General features: G+C 43.9%; 24 protein-coding genes. 15 read left to right on the forward strand and 9 right to left on the reverse strand.

Translation table 11 applies throughout. The features are described from left to right. Positions 1 to 237 precede the first annotated feature (237 nt). The gene (locus tag ACPK8D_RS12900) at positions 238 to 618 is read right to left on the reverse strand and encodes a hypothetical protein (RefSeq protein WP_424718267.1); all 381 of its coding nucleotides are present in this window, start codon (positions 616 to 618) and stop codon (positions 238 to 240) included. 694 nt (positions 619 to 1,312) lie between these two features. On the opposite strand from ACPK8D_RS12900, the gene cgi121 reads away from it, so the two are divergent. After that, positions 1,313 to 1,837, forward strand: coding sequence for a KEOPS complex subunit Cgi121 (gene cgi121, locus ACPK8D_RS12905; RefSeq protein WP_424718316.1), 525 nt, complete (start codon positions 1,313 to 1,315; stop codon positions 1,835 to 1,837). A 38-nt stretch (positions 1,838 to 1,875) separates the two neighbouring features. Here the strand turns inward: cgi121 and ACPK8D_RS12910 are convergent, their stop codons facing one another. After that, on the reverse strand, positions 1,876 to 2,589 hold the full coding sequence (locus tag ACPK8D_RS12910; RefSeq protein ID WP_424718268.1) for a type 1 glutamine amidotransferase: 714 nt from the start codon (positions 2,587 to 2,589) through the stop codon (positions 1,876 to 1,878). Positions 2,590 to 3,018: 429 nt separating this feature from the next. Here ACPK8D_RS12910 and glpX point away from each other — a divergent pair, with 429 nt between their 5' ends. The 11 genes from glpX to ACPK8D_RS12965 all read left to right on the forward strand — a co-directional run bounded on the left by glpX (position 3,019) and on the right by ACPK8D_RS12965 (position 13,235). Beyond that, the gene (gene glpX, locus ACPK8D_RS12915) at positions 3,019 to 4,107 is read left to right on the forward strand and encodes a class II fructose-bisphosphatase (RefSeq protein ID WP_424718317.1); all 1,089 of its coding nucleotides are present in this window, start codon (positions 3,019 to 3,021) and stop codon (positions 4,105 to 4,107) included. A 172-nt stretch (positions 4,108 to 4,279) separates the two neighbouring features. Continuing rightward, a complete protein-coding gene (locus ACPK8D_RS12920) occupies positions 4,280 to 5,605 on the forward strand; it encodes a tRNA (N(6)-L-threonylcarbamoyladenosine(37)-C(2))-methylthiotransferase (RefSeq protein ID WP_424718269.1) in 1,326 nt (441 codons plus the stop codon). A 395-nt stretch (positions 5,606 to 6,000) separates the two neighbouring features. Continuing rightward, positions 6,001 to 6,453: a NifB/NifX family molybdenum-iron cluster-binding protein gene (locus ACPK8D_RS12925; RefSeq protein WP_424718270.1), complete on the forward strand. Its 453-nt coding sequence runs from the start codon at positions 6,001 to 6,003 to the stop codon at positions 6,451 to 6,453. Positions 6,454 to 6,637: 184 nt separating this feature from the next. After that, positions 6,638 to 7,015, forward strand: coding sequence for a NifB/NifX family molybdenum-iron cluster-binding protein (locus ACPK8D_RS12930; protein ID WP_424718271.1), 378 nt, complete (start codon positions 6,638 to 6,640; stop codon positions 7,013 to 7,015). A gap of 118 nt (positions 7,016 to 7,133) precedes the next feature. After that, positions 7,134 to 8,369 carry a cation diffusion facilitator family transporter gene (locus ACPK8D_RS12935; RefSeq protein WP_424718272.1) on the forward strand — a complete coding sequence of 412 codons (1,236 nt, stop codon included), beginning with the start codon at positions 7,134 to 7,136 and terminating at the stop codon, positions 8,367 to 8,369. 14 nt (positions 8,370 to 8,383) lie between these two features. Continuing rightward, positions 8,384 to 9,241, forward strand: a complete 858-nt coding sequence (locus ACPK8D_RS12940) for an ATP-binding protein (protein ID WP_424718273.1) — start codon at positions 8,384 to 8,386, stop codon at positions 9,239 to 9,241. After that, positions 9,238 to 10,170: a 4Fe-4S binding protein gene (locus ACPK8D_RS12945; RefSeq protein WP_424718274.1), complete on the forward strand. Its 933-nt coding sequence runs from the start codon at positions 9,238 to 9,240 to the stop codon at positions 10,168 to 10,170. The genes ACPK8D_RS12940 and ACPK8D_RS12945 overlap by 4 nt, the downstream gene beginning before the upstream one ends. A gap of 27 nt (positions 10,171 to 10,197) precedes the next feature. Then, on the forward strand, positions 10,198 to 10,365 hold the full coding sequence (locus tag ACPK8D_RS12950) for a hypothetical protein (protein WP_424718275.1): 168 nt from the start codon (positions 10,198 to 10,200) through the stop codon (positions 10,363 to 10,365). A gap of 361 nt (positions 10,366 to 10,726) precedes the next feature. Next, a complete protein-coding gene (locus tag ACPK8D_RS12955) occupies positions 10,727 to 11,383 on the forward strand; it encodes a hypothetical protein (protein WP_424718276.1) in 657 nt (218 codons plus the stop codon). 386 nt (positions 11,384 to 11,769) lie between these two features. After that, complete coding sequence (locus ACPK8D_RS12960; protein WP_424718277.1) at positions 11,770 to 12,177, forward strand: endonuclease/exonuclease/phosphatase family protein; 408 nt, start codon at positions 11,770 to 11,772, stop codon at positions 12,175 to 12,177. A gap of 473 nt (positions 12,178 to 12,650) precedes the next feature. After that, positions 12,651 to 13,235: a hypothetical protein gene (locus tag ACPK8D_RS12965; protein ID WP_424718278.1), complete on the forward strand. Its 585-nt coding sequence runs from the start codon at positions 12,651 to 12,653 to the stop codon at positions 13,233 to 13,235. A 160-nt stretch (positions 13,236 to 13,395) separates the two neighbouring features. On the opposite strand, the gene ACPK8D_RS12970 is transcribed toward ACPK8D_RS12965, so the two are convergent. The 4 genes from ACPK8D_RS12970 to ACPK8D_RS12985 form a co-directional block, all read right to left on the reverse strand. Then, positions 13,396 to 16,812, reverse strand: coding sequence for a HEAT repeat domain-containing protein (locus ACPK8D_RS12970; RefSeq protein ID WP_424718279.1), 3,417 nt, complete (start codon positions 16,810 to 16,812; stop codon positions 13,396 to 13,398). Positions 16,813 to 16,978: 166 nt separating this feature from the next. Beyond that, positions 16,979 to 18,313, reverse strand: a complete 1,335-nt coding sequence (locus ACPK8D_RS12975; RefSeq protein WP_424718280.1) for an alpha/beta fold hydrolase — start codon at positions 18,311 to 18,313, stop codon at positions 16,979 to 16,981. A gap of 201 nt (positions 18,314 to 18,514) precedes the next feature. Then, positions 18,515 to 18,676, reverse strand: a complete 162-nt coding sequence (locus ACPK8D_RS12980) for an SRPBCC family protein (protein ID WP_424718281.1) — start codon at positions 18,674 to 18,676, stop codon at positions 18,515 to 18,517. Positions 18,677 to 19,531: 855 nt separating this feature from the next. After that, positions 19,532 to 20,098 (reverse strand): flavodoxin family protein, encoded by a 567-nt coding sequence (locus ACPK8D_RS12985; protein ID WP_424718282.1) that lies wholly within the window; start codon positions 20,096 to 20,098, stop codon positions 19,532 to 19,534. A 254-nt stretch (positions 20,099 to 20,352) separates the two neighbouring features. Here ACPK8D_RS12985 and pta point away from each other — a divergent pair, with 254 nt between their 5' ends. The 3 genes from pta (at position 20,353) to ACPK8D_RS13000 (ending at position 23,692) form a co-directional block, all read left to right on the forward strand. Continuing rightward, complete coding sequence (gene pta, locus ACPK8D_RS12990; protein ID WP_424718283.1) at positions 20,353 to 21,357, forward strand: phosphate acetyltransferase; 1,005 nt, start codon at positions 20,353 to 20,355, stop codon at positions 21,355 to 21,357. A gap of 120 nt (positions 21,358 to 21,477) precedes the next feature. After that, the gene (locus ACPK8D_RS12995; protein WP_424718284.1) at positions 21,478 to 22,704 is read left to right on the forward strand and encodes an acetate kinase; all 1,227 of its coding nucleotides are present in this window, start codon (positions 21,478 to 21,480) and stop codon (positions 22,702 to 22,704) included. 235 nt (positions 22,705 to 22,939) lie between these two features. Continuing rightward, the gene (locus ACPK8D_RS13000; RefSeq protein WP_424718285.1) at positions 22,940 to 23,692 is read left to right on the forward strand and encodes an acetate--CoA ligase family protein; all 753 of its coding nucleotides are present in this window, start codon (positions 22,940 to 22,942) and stop codon (positions 23,690 to 23,692) included. A 151-nt stretch (positions 23,693 to 23,843) separates the two neighbouring features. On the opposite strand, the gene ACPK8D_RS13005 is transcribed toward ACPK8D_RS13000, so the two are convergent. From ACPK8D_RS13005 to ACPK8D_RS13015, 3 genes are all read right to left on the reverse strand, one after another. After that, a complete protein-coding gene (locus ACPK8D_RS13005) occupies positions 23,844 to 24,038 on the reverse strand; it encodes a 4Fe-4S dicluster domain-containing protein (protein ID WP_424718286.1) in 195 nt (64 codons plus the stop codon). Between the two features lie 188 nt (positions 24,039 to 24,226). Beyond that, on the reverse strand, positions 24,227 to 24,523 hold the full coding sequence (locus ACPK8D_RS13010) for an Hsp20/alpha crystallin family protein (RefSeq protein ID WP_424718287.1): 297 nt from the start codon (positions 24,521 to 24,523) through the stop codon (positions 24,227 to 24,229). Positions 24,524 to 24,987: 464 nt separating this feature from the next. Continuing rightward, positions 24,988 to 25,533 (reverse strand): uracil-DNA glycosylase, encoded by a 546-nt coding sequence (locus tag ACPK8D_RS13015; RefSeq protein ID WP_424718288.1) that lies wholly within the window; start codon positions 25,531 to 25,533, stop codon positions 24,988 to 24,990. Positions 25,534 to 25,750: the final 217 nt, after the last annotated feature.

The raw sequence follows: 25,750 nt of genomic DNA on the forward strand, positions 1-25,750 counted from the left end.
GGATTTAATTTTAAATGCAAATATTTTACAGGACTTACGCAATGTAACTGAGAATCAGGAGCGTGAAATGTGCGCTATATACACAAAACCTGTTATAAATCCGCACGTGCCTTATATTGCTTCTCAGGTGCGTAAATCCCATTATGAAACCTATAGTGCCACTATACGAATAGGTAACAGGCGGTTTCACATTTTTATATGTTTATTTTTCTTTATTTCTTCATTAATGGACAGTTTTTATCTTCGCCCGGAACATCTCCAGTCCCAGTCTTTACAGACCCGTCTCCAGGACCAGTGGTCGCATTTCCATTTCCAGGACCATTTGTCACATACCCAGTACCGGCGCCCCTGAGAGGACGACCAGTGACCACGGTCACACTGCCGCTGCCGGCTCCAATCGTCACAGTATCGCTGCCGATCCCATTTATTACAGACCCATTTACAGTTGCCATCTCTACCCTGACCGCCTCCTCCAGGCGAATATCCTCTCTCGGAGCCGGGTGCTGCTCCACCTCCGGTCGGCTGTGCGCTCACTACTGCGACCGTCATTGACATTACAAGCAAGACCAGAATAGAAATACCCAGTATCTTTGTTCTGTCAAACAATTGTTTTCCCATTTACCCCCACTCCTGACTTTTATTGAGTTTGATACAATTTGAAGGCCATTGATTTTTTGATCCACTTCCAGTCGGCAGATTCATGAAATAAATGTTTTTCCCAGTTAACCATCCAGAATGATCTGTGAAAGAATGGTTATTGGAAAATTCTTCGATCTTCAATTTATATTATGCTGATAATTATACGCCGGTGAAAGTGATTTCAAATTGTATTACCAGAATTTTGTGATCTAATAAATATAATAACTAGAGAAATATAAATAAGAATCCAATATTAATTAAAATCCAGGAATATTTATTCGGGATTTCATACATATCTATCCAGTAATATTATTTTTCTATAGATTTTTCTCTCATTCCGTAGAAATCCATAAGAATGCACCGATTCATTCAATATACTGATAGGGTAAAGTCCTTCTAGTCCTGCCTTTATGCTCTGAACCTTCGATTCCAGCTTAAAGAACATGACATCAATATGAAGAAAGCAATGCCAGTAATTAATCCGGTTAAAGAAAAACTGGTCGCTCAATCCTGGTAATGCGGTAATATGCAGATAGAATCGCTACTATCTCGCTGAATGGGGTGACGTGTGTTTGAAATAATAAATATTCCCGGATTTTATAGCCTTACTCACTATTTTCTCCTACAACCGAAATCCTTATTGTAAAGCCCGCGCTATGGCAGGAATATGGAAATGCAAAGAGAAATCCAGGTAATCTGCGGGAATGTAAGTATCCCGAAGCTTTCTGACTTTCTAAAAACAATAACTTCGATAGCTTCCGAAAACGAAGTCGTTATCCAGGGTTTAAACGCAGACCTTATCGCAGGCGAAAGGCATCTTCATTTTGCAGTGGGAAAAGCTCTCCGGGCAGTCGCTGCGGGCAGAAATATAGCAAAAGACCCCGGAATCGAGATTATGCGGTATGCATCCGGAGAAAGGCAGATTGAGAGGAGTTTTTCAATAGGGCTGCGTGAAGGGGAAAACAATGCCGTATTCGTGTTACTTGGTAAAATGGACAATCTGGTTCTGGCTCTCTCTGCAATCCGAAAACTGATTCTCGAAAAACCCTGTTTCGAGCTGCTTGCATATTCGGATTCCAAAAGGCAGGGAATCCTTTCCCTGTTCGGCATTACAGACGCCGAAATTGAAGCCTCAGGGGAAGAACATATCCCCGAACTCGTGATTGAGAGAGTGGCGCTGGCAGATTTTGTAAAGTAAAAGCTCCCACGTCAATTCCTTTTCATACCCCATTTTTCTCATTTACATCTTTCTTCAAACCAGTCCATGAGAGAAAAAGCCAGGTTTCTGGAGCTTCTAAAAGAGTTTTCCTGTCCGTAGATTTCTTTTTCGGACTGGATATATTTTCCTGAAACAAACTCGTGCCCCGAATCCCTTATAAGGTTTCTTATCCATTGCCTGTCGGCTTCTGGATGGAATTGCAGCCCGAGAATGTTTCCATTGTAAATAAATCCCTGATTCGGGCAGGCCTCGCTTTCAAAAAGTTTTACTGCGCTGGCTGGAATTTCAAAAGTATCCCCATGCCACATAAAACCCGTAAATTCCGGAAACATGCAGGAAGGAAGTTTTGAACTTCTTCGATCTCCCGGACTCTTCCCTTCCATGGACCGTACTCTATGCCAGCCGATTTCCTTATACGGATTCTCCGTGACTTTTCCGCCCAGCACTTCGGAAATCATCTGAGCCCCAAAACAGCTTCCAAGCATGGGCTTTCCGATTCCGATCACTTTTCTTACAAACTCCTTTTCAGGCTTTAGCCAGGGGTATTCCTCTTCCTGGTAAACGCTCATGGTGCCGCCCATTATCAGGAGCAAATCGAATTCTCCGGGGTCGGGAAAAAGTGAGTCTTCGTACAGCAGGGTTTTCGTAAGTTTGTATCCTTTTCTGGCTATCCAGGCCCCTATGTTTCCCAGGGTCTCGTTTTTCAGGTGTTGAAGACAATGAATTCTCACGGGTGTTTCCCCTTAAAGTAATAGAGCAGAAGCTGCTGTTTTTAATCACGCTCTAAGCTGTGTTTCAGGTCGGGCTGCTATAAGTCATGCTTCAGGTCAGGCTTTATTCAAGGTTTCTTAATAGCTTTAACCCAGGCTTTTAGCAGCTTAACCCAGGCTTTTTAGCATTTTCGAGCCGGGTTTTTTAGCCATTTTTTTATACTTCTTATCTGTATGCTTTATTTTGAGGCCTGCGTGAAGGCCCTCTATATACAGGACTTTCTTTGATGAATGCTTATAACATAAATACCTGATTACGGTTCGGCCAATAGATTCTTTAATATAGTATTGTGTTAAGAGATCACATAAACATCCAGAGTATATTGACGAAAAAGAATTTCGTTATCAGGAAGCAGGTTATCCGCAAGCAGAAAATGGGAGTTGATTATTATACCTCATCCGAAGACCGTAGAAGAAATGATTGAGTGTGCAGGGCCTATTGAGTGTGAGTTATTGCCCAGACTTATTCAGGTGACCGAAGCTGCTGCCATTGCCGCAGCGTACCAGATGGGACGTGGAAACAAGAGTTTTGCCGATCAGGTAGCAGTCGCCTCCATGCGAAGAATGCTGAACAAGCTTGATATGAAAGGCATAATCAAGATAGGGGAAGGAGAAAGGGACGAAGCTCCTATGCTTTATATCGGGGAGCAGGTAGGCACAGGAAAGGGGAATCTCGAAGTCGATATTGCGGTCGACCCGCTTGAGGGGACAAACCTTACCGCAGATGGCAGCCCTGGTTCCGTCGCAGTTATGGCAATGGCGGAAAGGGGAGGAATTTTCCACGGGCCTGATATTTATATGGACAAGATTGTTGTCGGGCCGGATGTAGTACGTTATGAAGAGGACCACCCTGGTGAAAAAATTGACCTCGATGCCCCTGTCAGGCACAATCTTGAGATAGTCGCAAAGGCTCTCGGAAGAAGTATTGAAGAGCTTGTTGTTGTAATTCTTGACCGGCCCAGGCACGCCCAGAAAATAACCGAGATTCGGGAAGCAGGCGCCCGTGTAAGGCTGATCAGCGACGGAGACCTCATGCCAGGGGTTGCAACTGCGGTCCGCGGGTCAGGCATTCATATGGTAGTGGGCGCAGGCGGCTCGGGTGAAGCCGTGCTTACAGCGGCTGCAATCAAGACCCTTGGCGGAAAGATTCTCGCAAGGCTTGTGCTTCCCACGGTTGCAAACGGGAAGAGCCAGGACAAGATCGATGAAGAAATCGAGGAAAAAATGCCAAGGCTCGAAAAAATGGGAATTAACTTCAAAAACCTCAACGATATCCTTGATACCGATAAGCTTGTACCCGGGAATGATGTGATCTTTTCAGCAACAGCTGTAACTCCAGGCCATTTTCTGCGGGAAGTTAACCTGTTCGGCGACGGAGACGCAAGGGTGCACACTATTTCGATGGGCGCATCCGGAGCTGTCAGGTTTACAGACAGTATCTATATAAAGGATAAGCGGGACACTCCCCTCTACCTGTAAACCCTTATCCTCTTCTTTTTCGTTCTTTTTTAAAACACGGATTTTAAAGAAATACCAATTTAAAAACCCGGAATTAGAAATATAGAATTTAAAATATAAAATTAAAATACAGGCTTAAAATGTCCAGAATTAAAAAATATAAATTAAAAAACATAGAGTTTAGAGTCAGAATATGAAGGTCTATCTTGAAAGTTTTGGCTGTTCGGCAAGCCAGGCATCGGCCGAGATCATGAAGGCAAGCATCGAAAGGCTTGGGCACAAACTATTGGATCCCGAGACTGCCGACCAGGCAGAGATCTATATCTGTAACTCCTGCACAGTCAAGTACACTACAGAACAAAAAATCCTCTACAAAATCCGCAGGATGGGTGAGCGAGGAGTGCAGGTAATCGTTTCCGGGTGCATGCCCGAGGTACAGCTTGAAGATATTCTTCACGCAAATCCCGAAGCCCATATCCTGGGAGTAAATGCGGTTTCCCGGCTTGGTGAGCTTCTCTCCTCAATTGAACCGAAAAAAAAGAAAGGCCTTCCAGGAACACGTCTTGAGTTACGGACTTCCGAACCCCTGGGCTTTCTTAATGTTCCGCGCGAACGCTCCAATCCGAATATTCATATCTGCCAGATCTCCCAGGGCTGCAATTTCGCCTGCTCTTACTGCATTGTGAGGCATGCAAGAGGCAAACTGCGCTCTTTTCCGCCGGATGAGATAGTCGAAGATATCCGCGCAGCTGTTGCAGAGGGGTGCAGGGAAATCTGGCTTACTTCCCAGGACGACAGCCAGTACGGAATGGATACAGGGGTCAAACTTCCGGAACTCCTGCGTATGATCTCGGAAATCCCGGGGGACTTCAAAGTGAGGGTAGGAATGATGAACCCTTTCTCTGTCCTTCCTATCCTCGATGACCTGGTAGACGCTTTTGATTCAGATAAAATCTTCAAACTCCTCCATCTTCCGATCCAGTCCGCTTCCCATCCGGTCCTGAAAAAAATGAACCGCCTGCATAAAATGGATTCAGTGGACATAATCATTAAAAAGTTCCGTGCCCGTTTCGAAGACTTCTCTCTCTTCACCGACATAATTGTTGGCTTTTGCGATGAAACCGACGAAGATTTCAAAGAAACTGTCGAATGGATACAGAAATACCGCCCCGAAAAGGTCAATATTTCAAGATATTCTCCCCGCCCGCATACGAAAGCTTTTTCCTTCCGGAACCTTGACTCCCGGATTTCCGTTCAGCGTTCCCATAGCCTGCACAGGGTCTGCGAGCAGATCAAGCTTGAATCCAAGCAGGCGATGATCGGCTGGAAAGGCCGGGCCTTTGTCTCGAAATATACGGAAATAGGGGATGTTCTCACCCGCACGGACTCCTACCGCCCGGTTGTCATAAGCGGCTCGAATTTAAAACCCGGTCAGTATACTAACGTGGAAATTGTTGCTGCAAAACCTGGTTATTTCCTTGGGAAGCTGGCTGAGGATCGACCGATTTCTGAAATATAAAGAATTCAATAGTGGATCTTGGATACAGGTTTACAGATATAGTTTTCATCCAGGTTGTTTTCACTCCTTCAAAAGACTCTTTTTGAGATTCTATTGGAAAAATACATTTTTGAATCAAAATTCGAAACCTGCGAGCTCGAAAGTTTCGATTTCTCCACCGATAACGGATATAAATTCAAGTCCCAATAAAGGAACTCCTGATGGTTTAATCCTGATGGTTTAAGTTACTGATATCCGTCTTTTTTTCAAAAAGAATCTAATATTTCGGACTTACTCCGCATCCTGGCAGCTAATTATGCAGCACAGGATAAATGTAATAACTTCTACTCTAATAGAAACGTATAAATACTTTCACTCATATGTGGGAAAATGGGATTCCAGAATTGTAGGATAAAATGGTCACAAAGGAAACAGACGGAGCAAAAAGAATGAAAATTTGCGTAACAGCTAATGGTGAAGGGCTCGACTCCGAAGTGGACCCAAGGTTTGGGAGATGCAGCTATTTTATATTTTATGACCCTGAAACCAGATCTGTAGAATCCATATCAAACGCAAATGCAGCAGCTTCTGGCGGTGCTGGTATCAAGGCAGCCGAAGTTATTGCAAACGCGGGGATCAGTGTACTCTTAACAGGCGGTGTAGGGCCCAACGCCTTTTCTATTTTCGCAGAGCTTGGTATCGATGTTCAGGTCGGGGCAAAGGGTACAGTTTTGGAGGCTATCAGGCAGTATGAAGCTGGAGAACTTCAATCAATCAGCAGTCCCAATAGCGCTCCAGGTTTCGGCATGAAAAAAGGAAAGGGAATGAATGGAGGTGGTATGGGAAGGGGGATGGGCAGAGGCATGTAAGCACTAATCTGGATGAGTTAAATAAAACAGAATCTATAAACAGACACATTCCTCCATGTATAAAAAACGGCATAGATTCTTCGCATCTTAATAATTTAAACAGTTGTGTAATACTGAGAATACAGATCAATAATCAATAAACGCCACTGATTGATAAAAAGTAATAAAAAATGCAGGTGATTATATGAAAGTAAGTATTCCTACAAGAGATGAAAATGGTCTGGAAGGAATTGTTGAACCGCATTTCGGAAAAGCTCCCACCTATACCATAATAGATACCGAAACCGGTCAAGTCACGGTAATTCCTAACACCAGTGAGCATATGGGAGGTGTCGGACTACCCCCTGAATACCTTAATCAGAATGGAGTGGATATCATGCTCTGTGGCGGGCTCGGGTTCAAGGCGGTAAATATGTTCGAGTCCTATGGAATTAAGGTTTTTGTGGGGGCTGGCGGCACAGTAAGGGATACATTTGAAGCCTGGAAAGCAGGAAAGCTCCAGAATGCAACTGCTGAGAATTCCTGTACTGAACACGGGCATGAGGAACATCACCACCACTGAAATCGCAAGTATTATTTCCAGAGAGACTTCCAGATAGGGCAAAAACACTTAATCTTCTATAGCTTCAATATTCTAAATATGGGATGAAGCGATGACTCGTCTTTAAACGGATCTTCAAATGATTGCACAGGAAAACTTGAAACTCGGGGTTAAAGCATCCAGAAACGCAACTCTGGCGCTTGCATTCCTCGCTTTTCTTAAAGGGGCTGTGGGCATTTACTCCGGAAGCACAGTTTTGCTTGCGGATGCTGTCCACACGAGTCTGGATATTTTTGCCTCTCTGGCAGTCTGGGTTGGGCTCAAGATAAGCCTTAAACGCGGTGGGAAGCGTTTTCCTTATGGTTATTACAAAGCAGAAAATATCGTAGCCCTCTTTGTTTCTCTATTAATCCTGTTTACTGGTGTTGAACTGCTAAAGGAGGGCTTTGCAGACGTAAATACCACTTCCCAGATTGGACTTGAGGGGCTTGCCCTTACGACAGCTGTTTTTTCGGTGCTTGTGATCTATGGACTTTCCGTATATAAACGAAATATAGGCACCAGGATCAATTCCCAGGCCCTGATAACTGATGCAAGACATTCTTATACGGATGTCTTTTCTTCGATGATTGTGGTTGTGGCAATCCTCGGCTCCATGCTGGGAATTTCGGAACTTGACAGCCTGGGTGTTATTGTGATTTCTCTTTTGATCTTCAAAATGGGGATCGAAAGTGCCAGGGATGCAGTGCTCACCCTGATGGATGCCTGGCTTGATGAAGAGGAAAATGAGAGGATTAGAAAAAATATACTCAATGTCCCTGGTTTGATAGAACTTGAGGACCTGAAACTCCGGAAATCCGGACTTGTGGTCTTTGGGGAAGCCACGGTTAAAGTGGAGGGCGAAACCGACCTGAAAAGGGTAGAACTGCTTTCAGAGGATATCAAAAAGGCTGTTAAAAAAGAAGTTGAAAACCTGGAGCATATTGTTGTCAATGTAAGGCCTGCACAAAGGAAGAATTTAAGGGTAGCTCTACCCGTTCTCGATAGAAACGGGCTTCAAGCAAAGATTTCGGAGCATATCGGAAAAGCTCCTTATTTTCTCTTTGTAGAGCTTGAAGAGGGCAGGGTCGGAGATTGGCAAATTCTCGAAAACCTATTTTCCAATTCTGAAAAGAAAAGAGGAGTGAAAGCAGTGGACTTAATTGTTAGTGAAAAGGCAAACGTCCTTGCGGTAAGAATTGTCTCGAGGGGCCCCTACTACATGCTCCGGGAGAATTTTATAAAAATCCTGCGAATCCCCGACGGGGCAGACACTGTCATAAACGTCCTCGACAGGTTCCAGGACCTCGAAGAAATCACAGCTCCTATGGAATAACATGGAGACCAAATATGAAAATTGCAATTGCAAGCGGAAAAGGAGGAACCGGAAAGACCACGTTTTCTTTAAATCTTGCCCTTGCTCTCTCAGATGTACAACTTTTTGACTGCGATGTAGAAGAGCCTAACTGTAATCTCTTCCTTGGGTTTGATCTTGAGAAAGTGGAAGATGTCGTTTGCTCGGTACCTGTAATTAATCAGAAAAAATGCAATGTCTGCAGGCAGTGTTCGGATTTTTGCCGTTATAACGCCCTGGCTGCACTTCCTGGCAGGGTTCTGTTTTTTCCTTCTCTCTGCCATGGGTGCGGGGGATGTACTATTCTCTGTCCGGAAAAGGCAATCCGAGAATCTCAGAGACCCCTTGGAGTAATCGAGAAAGCAAAAGAAGGGAGTTCTCTGGAGTTTTACAGGGGGCTTCTAAATATCGGGGAAACAATGACATCGGCTGTTATCAAAACGCTCAAGAAATACATCGATGACCGGAAAACTGCAATTCTCGATGCCCCCCCCGGAACTGCCTGCCCTGTCATCGCCTCTATTGAAGGCATGAGTTACTGTGTGCTTGTGACTGAATCAACCCCTTTTGGTTTCCACGACCTCAAGCTTGCAGTAGACGTTGTAAGGGCAATGAAAATTCCCTTCGGGGTGGTCATTAACCGGTACGGGTTAGGGGACTCAAGGGTTGAAGAATACTGCAAAGCCGAAGGAATCCCGGTTCTCCTCAAGATCCCAAACGATCGCAAAATTGCAGAACTCTATTCCCAGGGCATTCCCTTTGTTCGAGAAATGCCGGAATGGAATGAAAAGTTTCTCGGCGTGTTTGAGGCAATAAAACTCCAGCTTGCAGGTAAGGAGGAAGTGAGAACATGATGCAGCTTACTGTAATCAGTGGAAAGGGCGGGACTGGGAAGACGACCCTTACGGCAGCTTTTGCCTCGCTTGCGGAAAATGCCGTTATTGCAGATTGCGATGTGGATGCAGCTGATATGCACCTTATCTTAGAACCCGGGATTCTGGAAAAAGAAGACTACTGCGGCCTTGAGGTTTCCAGGATTGACCCGGAACTCTGTATTAAATGCGGAAAATGCAGAGAATTTTGCAGGTATGGGGCGGTAAACGAAAATTTTGAAGTTGACCCTTACAGATGCGAGGGTTGTGCTGTCTGCACCGTTGTTTGTCCCGAAGGGGCGGTTTCCATGGAAAAAAGGGTCTCAGGTCAGGTTTTTTACTCCGAAACTCGCTTTGGGCCAATGGCTCATGCACAGCTCGGTATTGGGGAAGAAGCAAGTGGAAAACTTGTAAGCGCCGTTCGAAGCAACGCAAAAAAACTTGCAGAGGAATGCCATAAGGACCTGATTATCATTGATGGCCCTCCTGGAACAGGCTGTTCAGCTATTGCAGCTACCACCGGGACAGACCTGGTTCTGGTGGTAGTCGAACCAACGGTTTCCGGAATCCACGATCTAAAAAGAGTCCTTAAACTTGCTACACACTTCATGATCCAGGCTGTTGTTTGCATCAACAAATACGATATAAATGAAGAGACTACCTGCTTGATTGAAGAATTCTGTGCCGATACTGGAATTCCGGTACTTGACAGGCTTCCGTATAATGACATTGCAACAAAGGCAATGCTTCGTAAACAAACCGTGATAGAGTATGCTAACAACAGTAAATACGCAGATGAAACTGAATTTGCGAATCAGGTCAGGAAAATCTGGACCAGGCTAGAAGAAATGCTTATGGATGCCCAGGATAAACAGGAAGGGATTAAAACCCTTGAAATGAAGAACTTATAATTCTGGTAATATAATACTGGTAAAAGTTTGAAGCTGCCAGAAGGGCTGATTGCGATATCCCCTAAAATCGAAGCTCCCTTAAAGTCGAAGCTCAAATCAAGCCCTTCCGGAGAGCGGCAAAAATCCAGGTCCGGCCAGTATGCTGATGTGGAAACCGTTGCTGCAAGCCTGGCGATTTCTCTGGAAAGCTTATAAATCAGAAGCTTATAAATCAGCCCTCCGGTTTTTAACTTGCTTTATCAAGCGCACGCTTTTTCAGTTACACCTTTTGATCTTTTTAAATACGGATTACAGTTTCAGTATCTCAGATTCTTTTTTCACGGGTCATGAATTTATATAATATCTTTTGTATATAAACTTTGGATATAATAATCTGCAATTTGAGTAAAATAACATGTAAATTTGAATAAAATAACATATAAATTTGAATAACATATAAATTTGAATAAAATTACATGTGAATTTGGAATAATAACCTGTACTGTAGTTTTGATAAAGAGTTTCTTGCCTGTATATCTTTGATATAAGGCGATTTGCGGCATACGAGGGGGGTTTTGTGCTGAAAGATATTGCTGTCGGAACATGTGTACACCTGTTATCCCGGATGGATAACGAGGCTCTTGATGGATTCTGGGGAGAGGTCTCTACAGGGAAATATCCAATAACCGATTTCGAGGGTAATCTGGGTTATTCGCTTTTGAGCCCGGACGGCCTGTTATTTGTAAGAAATGATTTCACGGCTCCGAGTTATGAGCATTTTGAGCTGGTCTTCGGGGACCTTTTCCTGCCAGATACGGTAGAGGAACTCCTTTTTAAAGACAAGGCACTACTTCTTATGGTGTACAGTAAAGGAACGCAGAACCTTCTGTTATCCGAGCTTCGCACGGACATTAAGTTCATGCTTGATCTTCCCCACGGGGAATATTTCTTTTTTGCATTTATTCTGGATGCGGGAGCAGAATCCTTTTTGGATTCCAGAGTCCATGCTATAGGCTTCCCATCCAGGAGATATTCGAATGATCCGGAACTTGAGACTTTCTATCTCGACCATCCTGTCGATATCTGGGAATTCGTTGACCCCACTCCTGTAGACATCAAACGCGGCGGGCCTTATTACATTAATTTGATTATGATGAATATTGAGCAAATCCCGAACTGCCCCATGCTGTTTTACGAACTTCTGCAGGAAGATGAATCCACGCCTTCTCTTTGAAAAACCTTAGGGCGGAAAAATAGTTATAATTACATTTTATCGTATCAGGAATTCTACAGAATTTAAAACACAGAAAATAAGCTGCTGAGAATTTTCTGATGCTGTACGCCGGCGTATACGCATGAGGGTATGGAGTTGATAGAATGACCGGAATTCCATTCTTACGCTCTTACTCGTTTCTAGAGCAGGGTTTTTGAATTAACTTTCAATTTTCGGGTCTTTTAAGTTTTTCTTCCCCGTGTTCTCACCGGCCGCAAGCGGCCGGCTTTTTCTTAATTAACTGATAGCAAGATGTTTTACTTTAGATTTCCGCTCTTATAATTAACACTTTTTCCAATTTAAGGTCAAAGTCTTTTAGTAATTAAAGACTGTATTAATAGCCTTGTATGAGAATTATAACCTGGAATTGTAATATGGCTTTTCGGAAGAAGTACAAACAAATTCTTACTTATGAGCCTGATTTATTAATAGTTCCAGAATGTGAATCTCCAGACAAATTCAATACTAAATTTTATGATGATGTTTTATGGATAGGCGATAATAAAAATAAGGGTCTGGCTATTTTTGGTTTTAATGACCTTGAAATTACAATTCACGAATCCTATTGCAAAGATTACAAATATATTTTTCCGGTCACAGTGAACGACAACGAGACCATGAATCTTATTGCTATCTGGTCACAGAATAATAAAGAGGACCCACGAAGAAGATACATTGGAGAAATTTGGCAATCATTGAACTATTATAAAGATATACTCAGATCTCCAACAATTATTGCAGGCGATTTCAACTAGAACGTTATCTGGGATGAGGAACATGCTAAATATCCTCTTCATGGAACACTCACTGATGTAATTAATCTGTTAAAGCAATTTGAAATATTCAGCGTGTATCATACCTTTAAAAACATAAAATTCGGAAGTGAAAGGGAACCGACACTATATTTCAGGAAAAATCAGAAGACACCCTATCATATCGATTATATATTTGCACCAACTGATGTTGTTAATAGAGCAAAATCATTTTCTGTTGGTAAATATGAAGACTGGATATCTTTGAGTGATCATATGCCTTTAATAGCGGATTTAGAGTAAGTTACTTACATCTGGGAATTTTTATAGGAAAATCTTGTAATACCTTCTCTTTATCTGTCCTTCTCTTTTTACTCGGGAAAGGCCGCTCGCAAGCGAGCGTGACAGGAACGGTCAGGACAGATAATAATGCGATAGAGAAACCGGTGATAGAGAACGCGATGACAGAGAACGCGATGACAGAGAAAGCGATGACAGAGAAAGCGATAACCGATAAAGAGAGCTTTGCAGTTGAGGAATACAAAAGCCTGAGAGGAGAGATCCTGGATAAAATGGAAAAGGACTTTAGAACTCTCAGTCTTGGGGTTGGCGGGATTACTGTTATTTTGGGTTTTGTTTTTCAGTATGAGATTTATGAATTATTCTATATCTTACCACTTCTGATAGCTGCAAATGCGTATCGCTATAAAGCGGAAACCGCCTCGATCCTGAATGCCGGTGAGTATATTTGCAAGCTCGAAAATTCAATTTACAGGCAAAACAGCCGCCTCAGCAAGTCCGATAATGATGAAATTTTCGGGGATCTGGGCTGGGAGAATTATTTGCGCAGGGAAAGGAAGAGGAAAGTCTATAAGCCGCATGCGAATACAGCCGATGTCATTTTTGGCAGCCTTTACCTTCTATGCTTAATTGAATCATGGGACCGCAATTTTCATCCGCACCGATACATTACTATCTTTTCTACGATGCTGTTTTTAATCATAGGGGTATTCTGGGCACATCTGATATATGTCGAATGGAAAAGCAGGAAAAGTGAATAAAATCGTCCTTAAGGGTTCGATAGGTTTTCTATTCTGGTTTTCTATTCTGGCTTTCTATTCTGGTTTTTCTATTCTGGTTTTTCTATTCTGGCTTTTCTATTCTGGCTTTCTATTTTTGTATCCGTTCCCGTAAATTTGATGCTTTTTCGGTTTCTAAGATTCATGCCCTTAAAGCTGATGGCTTTTCTATCTCTAATCTGTCCCCGCAAAAAGCGGTGCCTTCGGGGCATTCCCATAGCCGGGTTTTCAAGACTTCCTTAATTTCAATGCCTTCAAGGATCTCAAAAGCGAGATTTGCTACTAATTCATTTTCCGAGTCAAGTAAAGCCTGCAGCCGTATTTTGTCCTCTTTAGTACAGATCCTTTTGAGGGTTCCTGCCGCTTCGGCTTTTACGAAGCGGTTCCTGTCATAAAGGGTATTTATAAGGGGTTCTATAGCTCTTTTCGGTTTTATCCGGCCAAGGGCTTTTGCAGCAGCCAGCCGCGTGAAATCATCAGTATCCGCAAGAGCAGCAATAAGAGGATCCACTGCATTTCCGGCCTTAATCCGGCCAAGAGCTTCGGCTGCTCCCGATCTTCCTTCATTATTTTTATCCATCAGCGCGTCAATAAGGAGTTCTACGGCCTTTCTGGATTTTATTTTTCCAAGAGCTCTTGCAGCTTCCTCTCTAACAGAGCCATTGTTATCAAAAACCAGAACTTCTATCAGGGGCTGCAGGGCTTCTTTTGATCTTATCCGGCCAAGGGTTCCGGCTGCAAACCGGCGCACAGTTGCGTCTTCGGATTTGAGGGCATCGATCAATGGGGAAACCGCTTTTTCAGAATCAAAGAGCCCCAGGGACTCGGCTGCAAGCCTCCTGACCTCGTCATCTTCATTATCGAGGGCACTGATCAGGGATTCAAACGCTCTTTCGAGCCTGTTTTCCGATAGGTTTCGCAGGGTTTTTGCTGCTTCCCTCCGCACAAGCTTATCTTCGTCTTTGATGGCGTTATCAATGAAATCAAAGATTCGATCCGATATCCAGCCAGGGATCCCATCGGGATTTATCTGGCCCAGGGCTCTTACAGCCCCCTGCCTTGTAAAACTGTCCCCAAACTTAAAAATACGAATAAGCGGCTCAAGGACTTTCTGTGACTCGAGCTGCCCGAGTGCATTTGCTGCTTCCTTCCTGACAAACCTGTTTTCATCCCCCAGTGCAAAAAGAAGTGGAACAATAGCTTTGCGGACTTTCATTGCTCCGAGGGCTTTTGCAGCTTCCAACCGGACTAAATGGCTTTTGTCGTGGAGTTTATTTATCAGGGTTTTAGCAGCTATCTCAGACCCTATTTCTCCGAGGGATTCGGCGGCTGTCTTCCTTACAAACTCATCCTCGTCCGAGAGCGCGGAAACAAGGGGATCGAGTGTTCTCTCGGACCCTACCATACCGAGCCCTTTCGCGGCTTCCCTTCGGACAAAGCGGCTTTTATCCCCAAGCATATTGACGAATGTGCCCGACGTTTTTTCCGACCTTATTTCTCCAAGCGCTTTTGTAGCAATCCATCGTACGAATTCATCATCTTCTTCCAGGGCATTTATAAACAATTCAACAGCTCTTTCCGATTTCATTTGACCCAGAGCCTCGGCAGCTCCCAGCCGGACAAGCCGGTCTTCTTCCTTAAACGCTTTTATAAGGGCTTCCACCGCTTTCCTGGAATTTGTCCTGCCAAGAGCCCCTATAGCTCCAATACGGACGAAATCATCACTGGCTCCAAGTGCGGAAACAAGGATTTCCAGCGCCTTTTCCGATCCGATCTGCATCAACGCTTCCGCAGCCTCCAGACGGACAGCCCGGTTCTTATCCGCAAACATGTTCCTGAGCAATTTGATAGCTCTCTCGGACCCGATTACACCTAGAGACTTTACAGCTTCTATCCGCACAGAGTAATCCTCATCCCCAACTGCAGCCTCAAGAGGAGCAAGTGCCATTTCGGACCTTGTTTCCCCAAGCACCTTTGCAGTTTCTCTTTTTACCCCGATGTCTTTATCCTCAAGTGCTCCTAAATTGGCCCTGATCCCGCAGGTGCCCATCCTCCCCAGGCTTTGAACTGCCCTTACTTTTTCTACGGTATATTTACTATCAAGTTTTCTGGCAAGTAAGGCACATAGTTTTCCTTTTGTATCAGCGCTGGCTCTCAAGGCACATTTTGAAGCTAAATATAAATTTCCGCTTGAAACTATTGAGTTTACAAGTTCTTCTCCCGATTCGACTAACTCCGAGGTAAGCACTATCACATTTTCCCATCTCGGATGCCTGAATGCCTTTGAGACGTCCATTCCGTTCTCAAGGTACGTTTTCAGCTTTAAAGCCGCAAAATATTCCTGAAAAGATCGATTTATTCCGAATCTTACTTCGGACCTCTTTCTTACCAGGAGTCCGAGTCCCAGGCATGTCTTAAGGAGTTTTCTGGCTTCTAATCTTCCAGACCTGCTGCACTCCGTATACTCTTCTGCCACTTCAAGGGCGTAGCTGTACTTACATGAAATCTTATTCCTGCATTGAAGTTTGAAAGATAGATTCATCAGGAGATTTTCGATATCTCTTCTTCCGGTACTCAGTTCCTGAGAATCGATTCTACCACACGATATCCTTTCAGAATTTGTTATCTCATAGCTTATCTTTAGGGGTAGTTGATTTCGAGATCGGAAAAACTCCTCTTTTATTCTGCAATCTTTAAGGAGTTCTGAAAAGAAAGTCTGATAGATTTCTGTCCGGCTGGAGGGAATAGAATCGAAGAAAGTAAAGTGTTGAATACCTACCTTTTTCCCTCTTGCCCCCATATGAGCTGTTGAAAGTTTGATCCAGAGGTCAAGCAGCAGGGGATTTCGCAGAATTGGCTTCGAATGAATCTCACTCAAACTCCTGGCTTTTAAAAGCTTTGCCTGCCTCTTGTTAGGGATGTTCTTTTCTATAAATAGCCTGATTTTTTCATCGGTCAGTTTTTCGAGTTCAGAAAGTGCAAATGTACTTTTTAAGCTATCGAAAGGCTCGGATCTTGAGGTAAAAACATATCTGCAGTCTTCATACTCGGAAATAAAATCGGAAATTTCATCAAAAGGGGAAAAACTATCGGAAGGTGTGAGCAGATCAAGCCCATCCAGTAGCAGCAGAGCTTTTCCTTCGAGCAGTTTCTTAAAATCCGTCTCCGAAATGCCTTTTTTCGTTACCCTTGCTTTTAAATAGTTATAAAAAGAACCTTTAACATAGGATTCAAGTGCCACATAAACCGGAACAAATCCCTCTTTTTTCATGAGGTATTCCCTGGCATAGACAGCACTCAGCCACTTAAGGGTGCTTGTCTTTCCTGAACCTGCTTCCCCATAAATTATCAGGTGCCTTTCTTTTTCTACAATTTGTGAGATTTTGAAGTCATAGGCCAGGGAAACCCTTTCTTCGAAAAGCCTGCGTGTGATTGGTAAAACTTCTCTGGCAGATAATTCCACATAGTTATATATTTTATCCCCATCTTCCAGTATTACGTTTTTCAGGTACTTTTCCAGATCCCCGTTTGAGCTGCTTTCGGTTACAGATACAGACATAAGGCCCCCACAATTAATAAATGGTATTTCCTATTCCGGTTCTATTCTTTTTATCAGGGGACTTTTTTAGATTTACTGCTTTCAGTACTTATCGGGCGTTTTTGACATAGCCGGTAATTGGTTTATAGGCCGCTTCAAAGCCTGAGATAGTATACGCATGCTAAACCTATAAAGACTCAGTATCTGGCATGGGTGCATCGAGAAATCTCTTAACCAGGGCGGCAAGTTCGGGAAAGGAGAGAGCAGTATAGTGCGTCACCCCCGGCAGAATGGCTAGCCACGCCGTCGGCCTGAGGGAACCATCAAGACCTGCATCCTGCTGGCCGCCTCCGAGCAGCGCGAAGAACTCCATTATGTGTGCGGTACGGATGGCATCCGCATCTGCGAAAGCGAGCATCACAGGCGCCCTGATCGCAGCTACGTCCTTCGACCAGTCATAGTCCTGCCTGAGGAGATCCCCGAGCTTTGTAAAGAGCACCTCCCACTCGGCATCGGGATAGAGCTTGTACAGCGGAGTCTGCTTCATAGCTTTCGCGGCTTCAGGTCCCATCTGTTCCATGCTTTTAAGTACCTCGGGGTAAAATCCATCCCGTTTGAAGGGTACCGAAACGACCACGAGCTTACGAACCAGGTCAGGGTGCCGGATGGAGGTCTGTAGGGCAACACCTGCGCCAAGCGAATAACCTAAAATATCGGTTCTTTCGATGCCTAGATGCTTCATCAGCTCTGCGATATCGTCGGCCATGAACTCTAAGCTAAGCGGCCGGTCGATATCGGCTGTCTTCCCATGGGCCTGCAAATGGACTGCGATAACCTGGCTGTGTTCAGCAAGCTTCAGCAAGACTGGACCGAACATTTCACTCGCACCGACGCCGCCGTGAAGCAAAACCAGCGGTCTGCCTGTACCGTGGATCTCATAATAGATATTAAGGCCGTTAACCGACGCATAGCTGCCCTCAACCTCCCTGCCAGGATAAGCAGGCATGTTTTCCCTGTTCCGGGCGGGGGAGGCCGTGTGAAGCGGATGTTCAACGAAATCTTCAACCCTTGTTAATTTTACCTCCATCAAGGGTAACCAGTTTAAGCCGTCACCTGAGTACTCCCAGCTGGCCGTTATGGCATTTCCGCCGTCGCTAAACACAACTGTGGAGCGTTCCGATTCTCCCATGAACGTCCAGATGCCTTCGCGTACACTGGCCTGATAGGTGCCGGAATTTCCCTGGTTGTCGAAGTAATGCATAGGGTAGGTCTGGCTCAAGGCATCATAGCCGATTATCTCAATAGTTTTGATCTCCTCGTCGCCTATGCACACATCCACACGGTGAAGAAGGAAAAACCCGCCGGGCAGCCACTCATAGGTATCCGTTCCATTTATCCTGACAGCCGGGCCTGACGGCGTAGCCCGGGTCTGTCCTTCCGTATTCCACCTGCCAACAAATATATCCAGGCGCTTGAGTGCGGGATCCGGTATCCTTGATTGCTTCATATTGTTCTCTGTCATGATGGCTTCGCCTCTGATTCTGGTTATCAGTTTCTCTGGGCCGGAGCAAAACTCTCGATCGGCGCCACTTCAGGTGGAGAAAAACTCTATCAGTACGGGAGCAAGGGCATCGGGGGCTGCGTCGTGCGTCTGGCCTTTCAGGGTGTGGTGCCGTAGTATGTAGCAGGAACTAATTGCCCTCCGCATCTGCAAAGGGATCGGTCATAACGATCCGCTCTGACCAAGAATTTCACGATAAATACCCATGATCCAGAAATCCTGGCCTTCAGGACTGCGCATTGAATTGAGATATCTGTCTCCCACAAGAAGATCTATCTTGCATACAGGCGACGTGAAACCTCTTGGCCCCAACCACTTTTTCATGAGCTCCGGGTCAGTCCACGCCTTCCACACAAGTTCTCTCGGTGCGTCGAAAATCCGCGTAATGACAAGTTCCCGTTCTTCAGTATTTGTTGTGATACTACTTTTTGCTTTGTTTTCCGTCCATTAACCCCCCTCTTGTTTCTGATTAATTTTGGTTAGTTCTCCAAAATATGCCGGAGAACCCGCACATCCACCCCAGATATTGAGGGTATTGTCACAATTTGCTATATATTTTCGAAGGCATTGACCACGTTGCTGAAGAAGTGCGAGGGGGAATCCTGGCTTATCTTTTACCCCAATAGCGTCCGTATTTGATAATCTCTACCTTTGACCTTCTGCCCTGTATGGTCATATCTACGCGTTGACTCCCATTATTATAATGCAGCATCGTGCAAAAAAGCTACTGCTGGAGAAAGAGGTTGTAAGCATCTATCATAAGAGGTCTAAGAGGCCTAACATTTATCATAAGAGGCCTGGCATTTATCATAAGGGGTCTAAGATAAGAGGTCTAAGTATCTATCATCCTATATGGGGGAGGGGAATTTAGTGGCAACTAAGCCGAACTTCAGTAGAAAAAAGTTTATTCTCTTCCTCTCCCGGAAAAAAAATAAATTTCAGGTTTTTGAGTTGAAACCTGGACAAAAACAAATATCAGAACCTTATGTCTAGTTCAGGACTTTCACACGAGCTCAGGACTTAATACCGAACCCTGCCTGAAAACTTCTATAATTCAGATAATTTATCCACATCTATAGAGTATGTTATTTTCTGGATTGATTTGAGGCCTTCCTAACTTCTGATTTATATCTTTCGATTTTCGTTAATAACTTCTTAGTTTTATTCTTTTTAAATTCTTCATTTTTTCTCAATAAGTTCCAGGACATCACATAGCTTTTTTGCAGTCTCAAGCACGGTCTGCATTCCAGTCGTATCCTCTTCTGCAGGATTCCAGGTGATTCCGCCGAAGTGGGCGTTATCGCCAATTACTATCATCCCGTGAATGTGCATCCAATCGTGGATTGACTGAATTGTCTTTTCCTGCCCTCCGTTTCTTGAACCTCCGACTGAAAGAGCTGCTCCTACTTTATTCTTGAGTGCTAAATCTTTACGGCGGAGGAGGACACTACGGTCAAAAAGGGCTTTGAGCTGGGCAGGGTAATTTCCCATATACACCGGGGATGCCACGATTATGCCGTCTGAGCTTCTAATCTTCTCATAAATTTCTTCCATATCGTCTTCAATTATACAGAAATCCTTCTCCCTGCAGGCTCCACAGGCTTTGCAGGGGCCGACTTCTGAAGTGGATATAAAAACAGTGTCGGTCTCAAAACCTCTTTCCTTTGCAACTTCAAGGACTGCCCCGATCATTTTCTCGCAATTCTGGCCCTTTCGCGGGCTACCTGAAATACCCAGTATCTTCATTGAAATCATTCCGGAATTCTTTTATATTAATTTATCATTTATATTCAGTAATATTGTCTTAAGTATTACGTATCTGCTATAAAAATAATACAGATTGTTATATATCTCAAGGAAAAAATTTCTATATAAAAATGTGCTGGCTGTTTGAAATATATATTTTTCATTTTTATATATATCGATATGCATTTTACGTAAATTTATATATCAAGACCCAGCTAACTTAAACTACTCTAATTATATAGGAGGTTGGTTGATTGGTAACATTTTTAGAAAAGATTAGTGAAAGAGCAAAGAAACTCAACAAGACAATTGCTTTACCTGAAACTACCGATATAAGAACTCTCCAGGCAGCTGCCAAGACCCTTGAAAGAGGGATTGCAGATATCGTCCTTGTCGGAAAGGAGGAAGATATCAAGGCACTTGCAGGAGATCTTGACCTCTCAAAAGCAAAGATTGTAAATCCTGAAACTTATGAGAGAAAAGATGAATATATTAAGGCTTTCTACGAGCTGAGAAAGCATAAGGGTGTCACACTCGAAAGCGCAGCCGAAATCATGAAAGATTACGTTTACTTCGCTGTTATGATGGCCAAAATCGGTGAAGTCGACGGCGTAGTATCAGGCGCTATTCACTCTTCCTCCGACACTCTGAGACCCGCGGTCCAGATCGTTAAAACTGCTCCCGGCTCAGCCCTCGCATCTGCCTTTTTCATCATTGCCGTGCCCGACTGTGAGTATGGGTCTGATGGAACATTCCTCTTCGCTGACTCGGGTATGGTTGAAATGCCCAGCCCCGAAGAAGTTGCACACATTGCTGTGAGTTCTGCAAAGACCTTTGAACTTCTGGTTCAGGACGTGCCGAAAGTTGCAATGCTTTCTTACTCCACCAAAGGAAGTGCCAACAGCCCTCTGACCCAGGCGACAATTGCTGCCACAAAGCGTGCACAGGAACTAGCCCCTGACGTAGCAATAGACGGTGAACTCCAGGTAGACGCAGCAATTGTTCCTAAAGTTGCAGCTTCAAAGGCGCCAGGAAGCCCTGTTGCAGGCAAGGCCAATGTCTTTATTTTCCCTGACCTTAACGCTGGAAACATTGCATACAAGATTGCCCAGAGACTTGCCAAGGCTGAAGCTTATGGCCCTATAACCCAGGGACTTGCCAAGCCGATTAATGACCTGTCCAGAGGCTGCAGCGACGAAGATATTGTCGGTGCCGTTGCAATTACCTGCGTCCAGGCCGCAGCACAGGATAATAAATAATCACAAACGTTTCAATATTTGCGAACGTTTTAGGAAGCTTTTTATTATCTTTTATACATAAAATATTTTATCATAAATATAAATGTAAATTAAAAGCAATGTATGAACTGGGGTTTACACATGAAGGTTTTGGTAATAAACGCAGGAAGTTCGTCTCTAAAATATCAGTTAATTGATATGAGCAACGAATCCCCCCTTGCAATTGGTCTCTGTGAGAGGATAGGTATCGATAACTCGATCATTACCCAGAAGAGATTCGATGGCAAAAAACTGGAAAAACAGACTGACCTGCCCACCCACAAGACAGCTCTCGAGGAAGTCGTCAAGGCCCTTACTGACTCGGAATTTGGTGTCATTAAAGATATGACGGAAATTAATGCAGTCGGGCACAGGGTTGTTCACGGCGGAGAAAAATTCACAGCTTCGGCTTTAATTGATGAGGGCGTAGAGAAGGCCATTAAAGACTGTTTTGAACTGGCTCCTCTCCACAACCCTCCAAACATGATGGGAATCGAGGCCTGTGCCGAGATCATGCCTGGCACACCGATGGTTGCTGTCTTTGACACGGCATTCCACCAGACAATACCCAAATACGCCTACATATATGCTCTGCCATATAGCCTGTATGAGAAACATGGGGTCAGGAAGTACGGTTTCCACGGCACTTCCCATATGTATGTTACCAAAAGGGCTGCTGCCATGCTCGGCAAACCAATCGAAGAAACCAAGATTATTACCTGCCACCTTGGAAACGGTTCAAGCATTACGGCTGTTAAAGGCGGAAAATCCGTTGAGACTACTATGGGCTTTACCCCGCTTGAAGGGGTTGCAATGGGTACCAGATGCGGTTCTATTGATCCTGCAGTTGTTCCCTTCGTTATGGAAAAAGAAGGCCTGTCAAGCAGAGAGATTGACACCCTTATGAACAAGAAGTCCGGTGTGCTTGGAGTCTCCGGAATCAGCAACGACTTCAGAGACCTTGATGAAGCAGCTTCCCACGGCAATGAGAGAGCCGAACTTGCCCTTGAAGTATTCGCATACAAGATTAAGAAGGTTATAGGCGAGTATATGGCCGTTCTCGATGGTGTAGATGCAATAGTCTTTACCGCGGGTATCGGAGAAAACAGCGCAAGCATCAGAAAAAGAATCCTTTCCGGCCTTGAGGGCATCGGTATAAAGATCGATGAGGAAAAGAACAAAATCAGAGGCCAGGAAATCGATATCAGCACTCCGGATGCGAAAGTAAGGGTTCTTGTTATCCCGACAAATGAAGAACTTACCATTGCAAGGGATACAAAGGAAATTGTTGATACCGAAGCTAAACTACACAGTTCCGTACCTGTCTGATCGTAAAGGAGATATCTCCTTTACTTTTCTGTTTTTTAGGTCTGAACAGTATAATTTGCTGAAAAATATAACTAGTGTTTTTTATTGAAGCTGTTTTGCTCCTTAGAGTTTATTTTCTACGATTTTTCTTCGGCTTTTCCTATTTTCGTGAATTGCCTTTTCAGCCTTTCAGAGCTGGAACTTGTGTTATCACAAAATTAATAACCCCAAAGAATAACTGTCCCTGGGATATCATATGATTATGAAACAGGTAGATATCATCCCCCGCGCATCCGGGCCAGATAGGGTATGGGCAGCGAGGATTATTGAGGCTGCCAGAGCAGAAAATCGGCACATACTGGGCCTTGAAGCCTTTGAAATTTTGAAAGCTTACGGCATTCCCGTAGTAAGGACTGTATTTGCAAAAACCGCAGAGGAAGCTGTAAATGCCGCAGAAGAGATAGGCTATCCTCTTGTAATGAAGGTTGTTTCTCCCCAGATTTCCCATAAGTCCGACCTTGGAGGAATCAGCCTCTCCCTGCAAAATGCCGCCGAAGTGAAGGTCGCCTATCAGGACATGATGGAAAATATCTCAAAGAAAATTCCGGATGCATCCCTTGAAGGCGTCCATCTGCAGCCAATGCTCTCAGGCGGCAGGGAGGTAATTCTTGGAATGGTCCGCAACCCTACTTTCGGGCCCATGCTGATGTTCGGGCTCGGCGGGGTATATGTAGAAATCCTCAAAGACGTCCGGTTTGCAATAGCTCCAGTTGACGAAAAAGAAGCCAGAGAGCTGATTACAGGAATTAAAACCTACCCGCTTCTTGCTGGAGTCAGGGGGGCAAAATCCTCGGATATTAATGCGCTTGTAGATATAATTCTCAGGGTTTCAAAGTTTGTTTGCGACTTTCCGGAGATTGAGGAATTCGAGATCAATCCCATAATGGTTTTTGAAGAAGGGAAAGGCGCTCTTGCTGTGGATATGAGGCTGGTTTTGAATAGTCGATGATCGGAGCCTGCTGCTTGAAATTCTGCTTTTCTTAAAAACTTAATCTTTTCCTGAAAACTTAATTTATCAGATTCATTTTTCCCAGAGCCTTCAAAGAAATAAAAGACTAATATTCTGCCAGCCAACTCGCATCTTAATTTTTATTTTCAACTTAATCCTCAACAAGTTCGATGGCCTGTTCCGGGCAGGCTTCCACGCAGTATTCGCACTCTATGCAGTTTTCCGGGCGGGCTACAACTGCCCTTTTTACTCTATCAATTTCTTCAACATCAAAAACTTCAGCAGGGCAAACTTCATAGCAGGCAAGAGCTCCGGTACATTTTTTGTAGTCGATTACTGGATGCATTCTCCCTCCGTTGTTATCCGTCTTCCATTTTATGTATTTTTATTTCATTTTATGTGTTTTCTTCCCATTCTATCCGTTTTCATTCCCTTTTATCCGTCTTCTTTCCATCCTGTCCGTTTTTCCAAGTTAGAAAACTCAATTCGCAGTACTAATAATAGTACCGATCACAATTTTGTTACACTGGCTTTTTACTGGATTTCAATGTTTACAGTTTCTGAGGATTCCCTGTAAGGCACTATCACGAAGAGTTTTCCATCGCAGTATCTTGCGACCGCTTTTTGAGGGACAACCCCGCAGCAGAATGCATAAGTTGCTGCGTATTCGACTCCTGTCTCTTCTCTTTTCGCTCTTATGAAAAAGCCTTCCTCAACCATCTTTAATTCGATATTCTCTTTCTTTACTCCCGGCAGATTGATTTGAATTTCCAGGTTTCCCTTGTCGTCAGAACATGAAAGTATATCAGGTGTCATTTTTACCATTGCCATACTACCCCTCCCTAAGATTTTTCCTCGGTAAATCATATCGAACAATTAAGATTATTTGTGTATTGGGGAATCTGGTATCAGGCATAAGGCATCTGTATTCCAGGCATTCATTACTATACTGGATGCTGATACTGGATGCTGATACTGGATGCTTTGATTATTAAATCTCAATACCGGATTCCACAGTACCGGATGTTTCGATCTTAGATGCGCTGGTCGTTTTATTTAAATACTTATCCCTGACCGCCGTACAAATCCCCATAATAGAGTAAAGATCTCGATATTTATAATTTATGAATCGATATATTAATTCCCAGGATGCAAGAACTAAAATGAGAAGATGCCGCCAGGGTAACGAAACCTAATTTCGAGACTATGGAAGGAAGGATTTCCAAACTTGCTATCCTCGGGCTGGTAAGTTTTTATTATTCTTTTTGCGAGGGCATGGCTGTTATCCGGAACGCTCAGCTCCATAGCTTCCGGTTTTTGTCAATGAAAGCACGCTGGATCTCTTTTTTTGAAGCTGTGTAAATCAGGGCTGCAGGATGATAGAGTTTCAGAATCGTTCTTCCTTCGTGTTCTACAGGCATTCCCCATTCAAGTTTTCTTCCGGGGCAAAAGGACTTCTCGGCTGTATTGCCTAGAAGAATTATAATTCTCGGGTTGAGCAGGATTATCTGGGAAAGAAGGAAGGGCTTGCAGCACTCGATCTCGTTTATCCTGGGCTTTCGGTTTTCCGGAGGGTGGCATTTGACCGTGTTTGTTACCATCCAATCTTCTTCAGAAAGCCCCATATATTCTATCATCCTGTCGAACTTTTTTCCTGCCCTCCCGTAAAAAGGAATTCCGGTTTCGTTTTCGCTTTCTCCTGGAGCCTCTCCTATGAAGAATACTTTCGGGTGGCACGATCCCTTTCCGATTACCCTTTTTATAGCACTTTTATGAAGTGGGCAGCGCGTACATTTAATTATCTCCCTTGCAACAGTCTCATATCCTGCTTCCACCATCATTCTTATTCTTTCTTCGAAGTCTCGGCGGTTATCTTTTTCATATGTCGTCGCATTCTACCTCCTTTAATATCTAACCCTGTAGTTCGATATATTCTTGAGTTATATGGCTTCTTTTGTTACTGGCTTTTATATAAAATTTATAATCCATCTCATGGGACCCGGATACAAACAAACTTATTTATGGAAAAAATCCCATGACAAAGATAACCACTATTTA

This window comes from Methanosarcina sp. (assembly GCF_049706645.1).
Lineage (GTDB): Archaea > Halobacteriota > Methanosarcinia > Methanosarcinales > Methanosarcinaceae > Methanosarcina.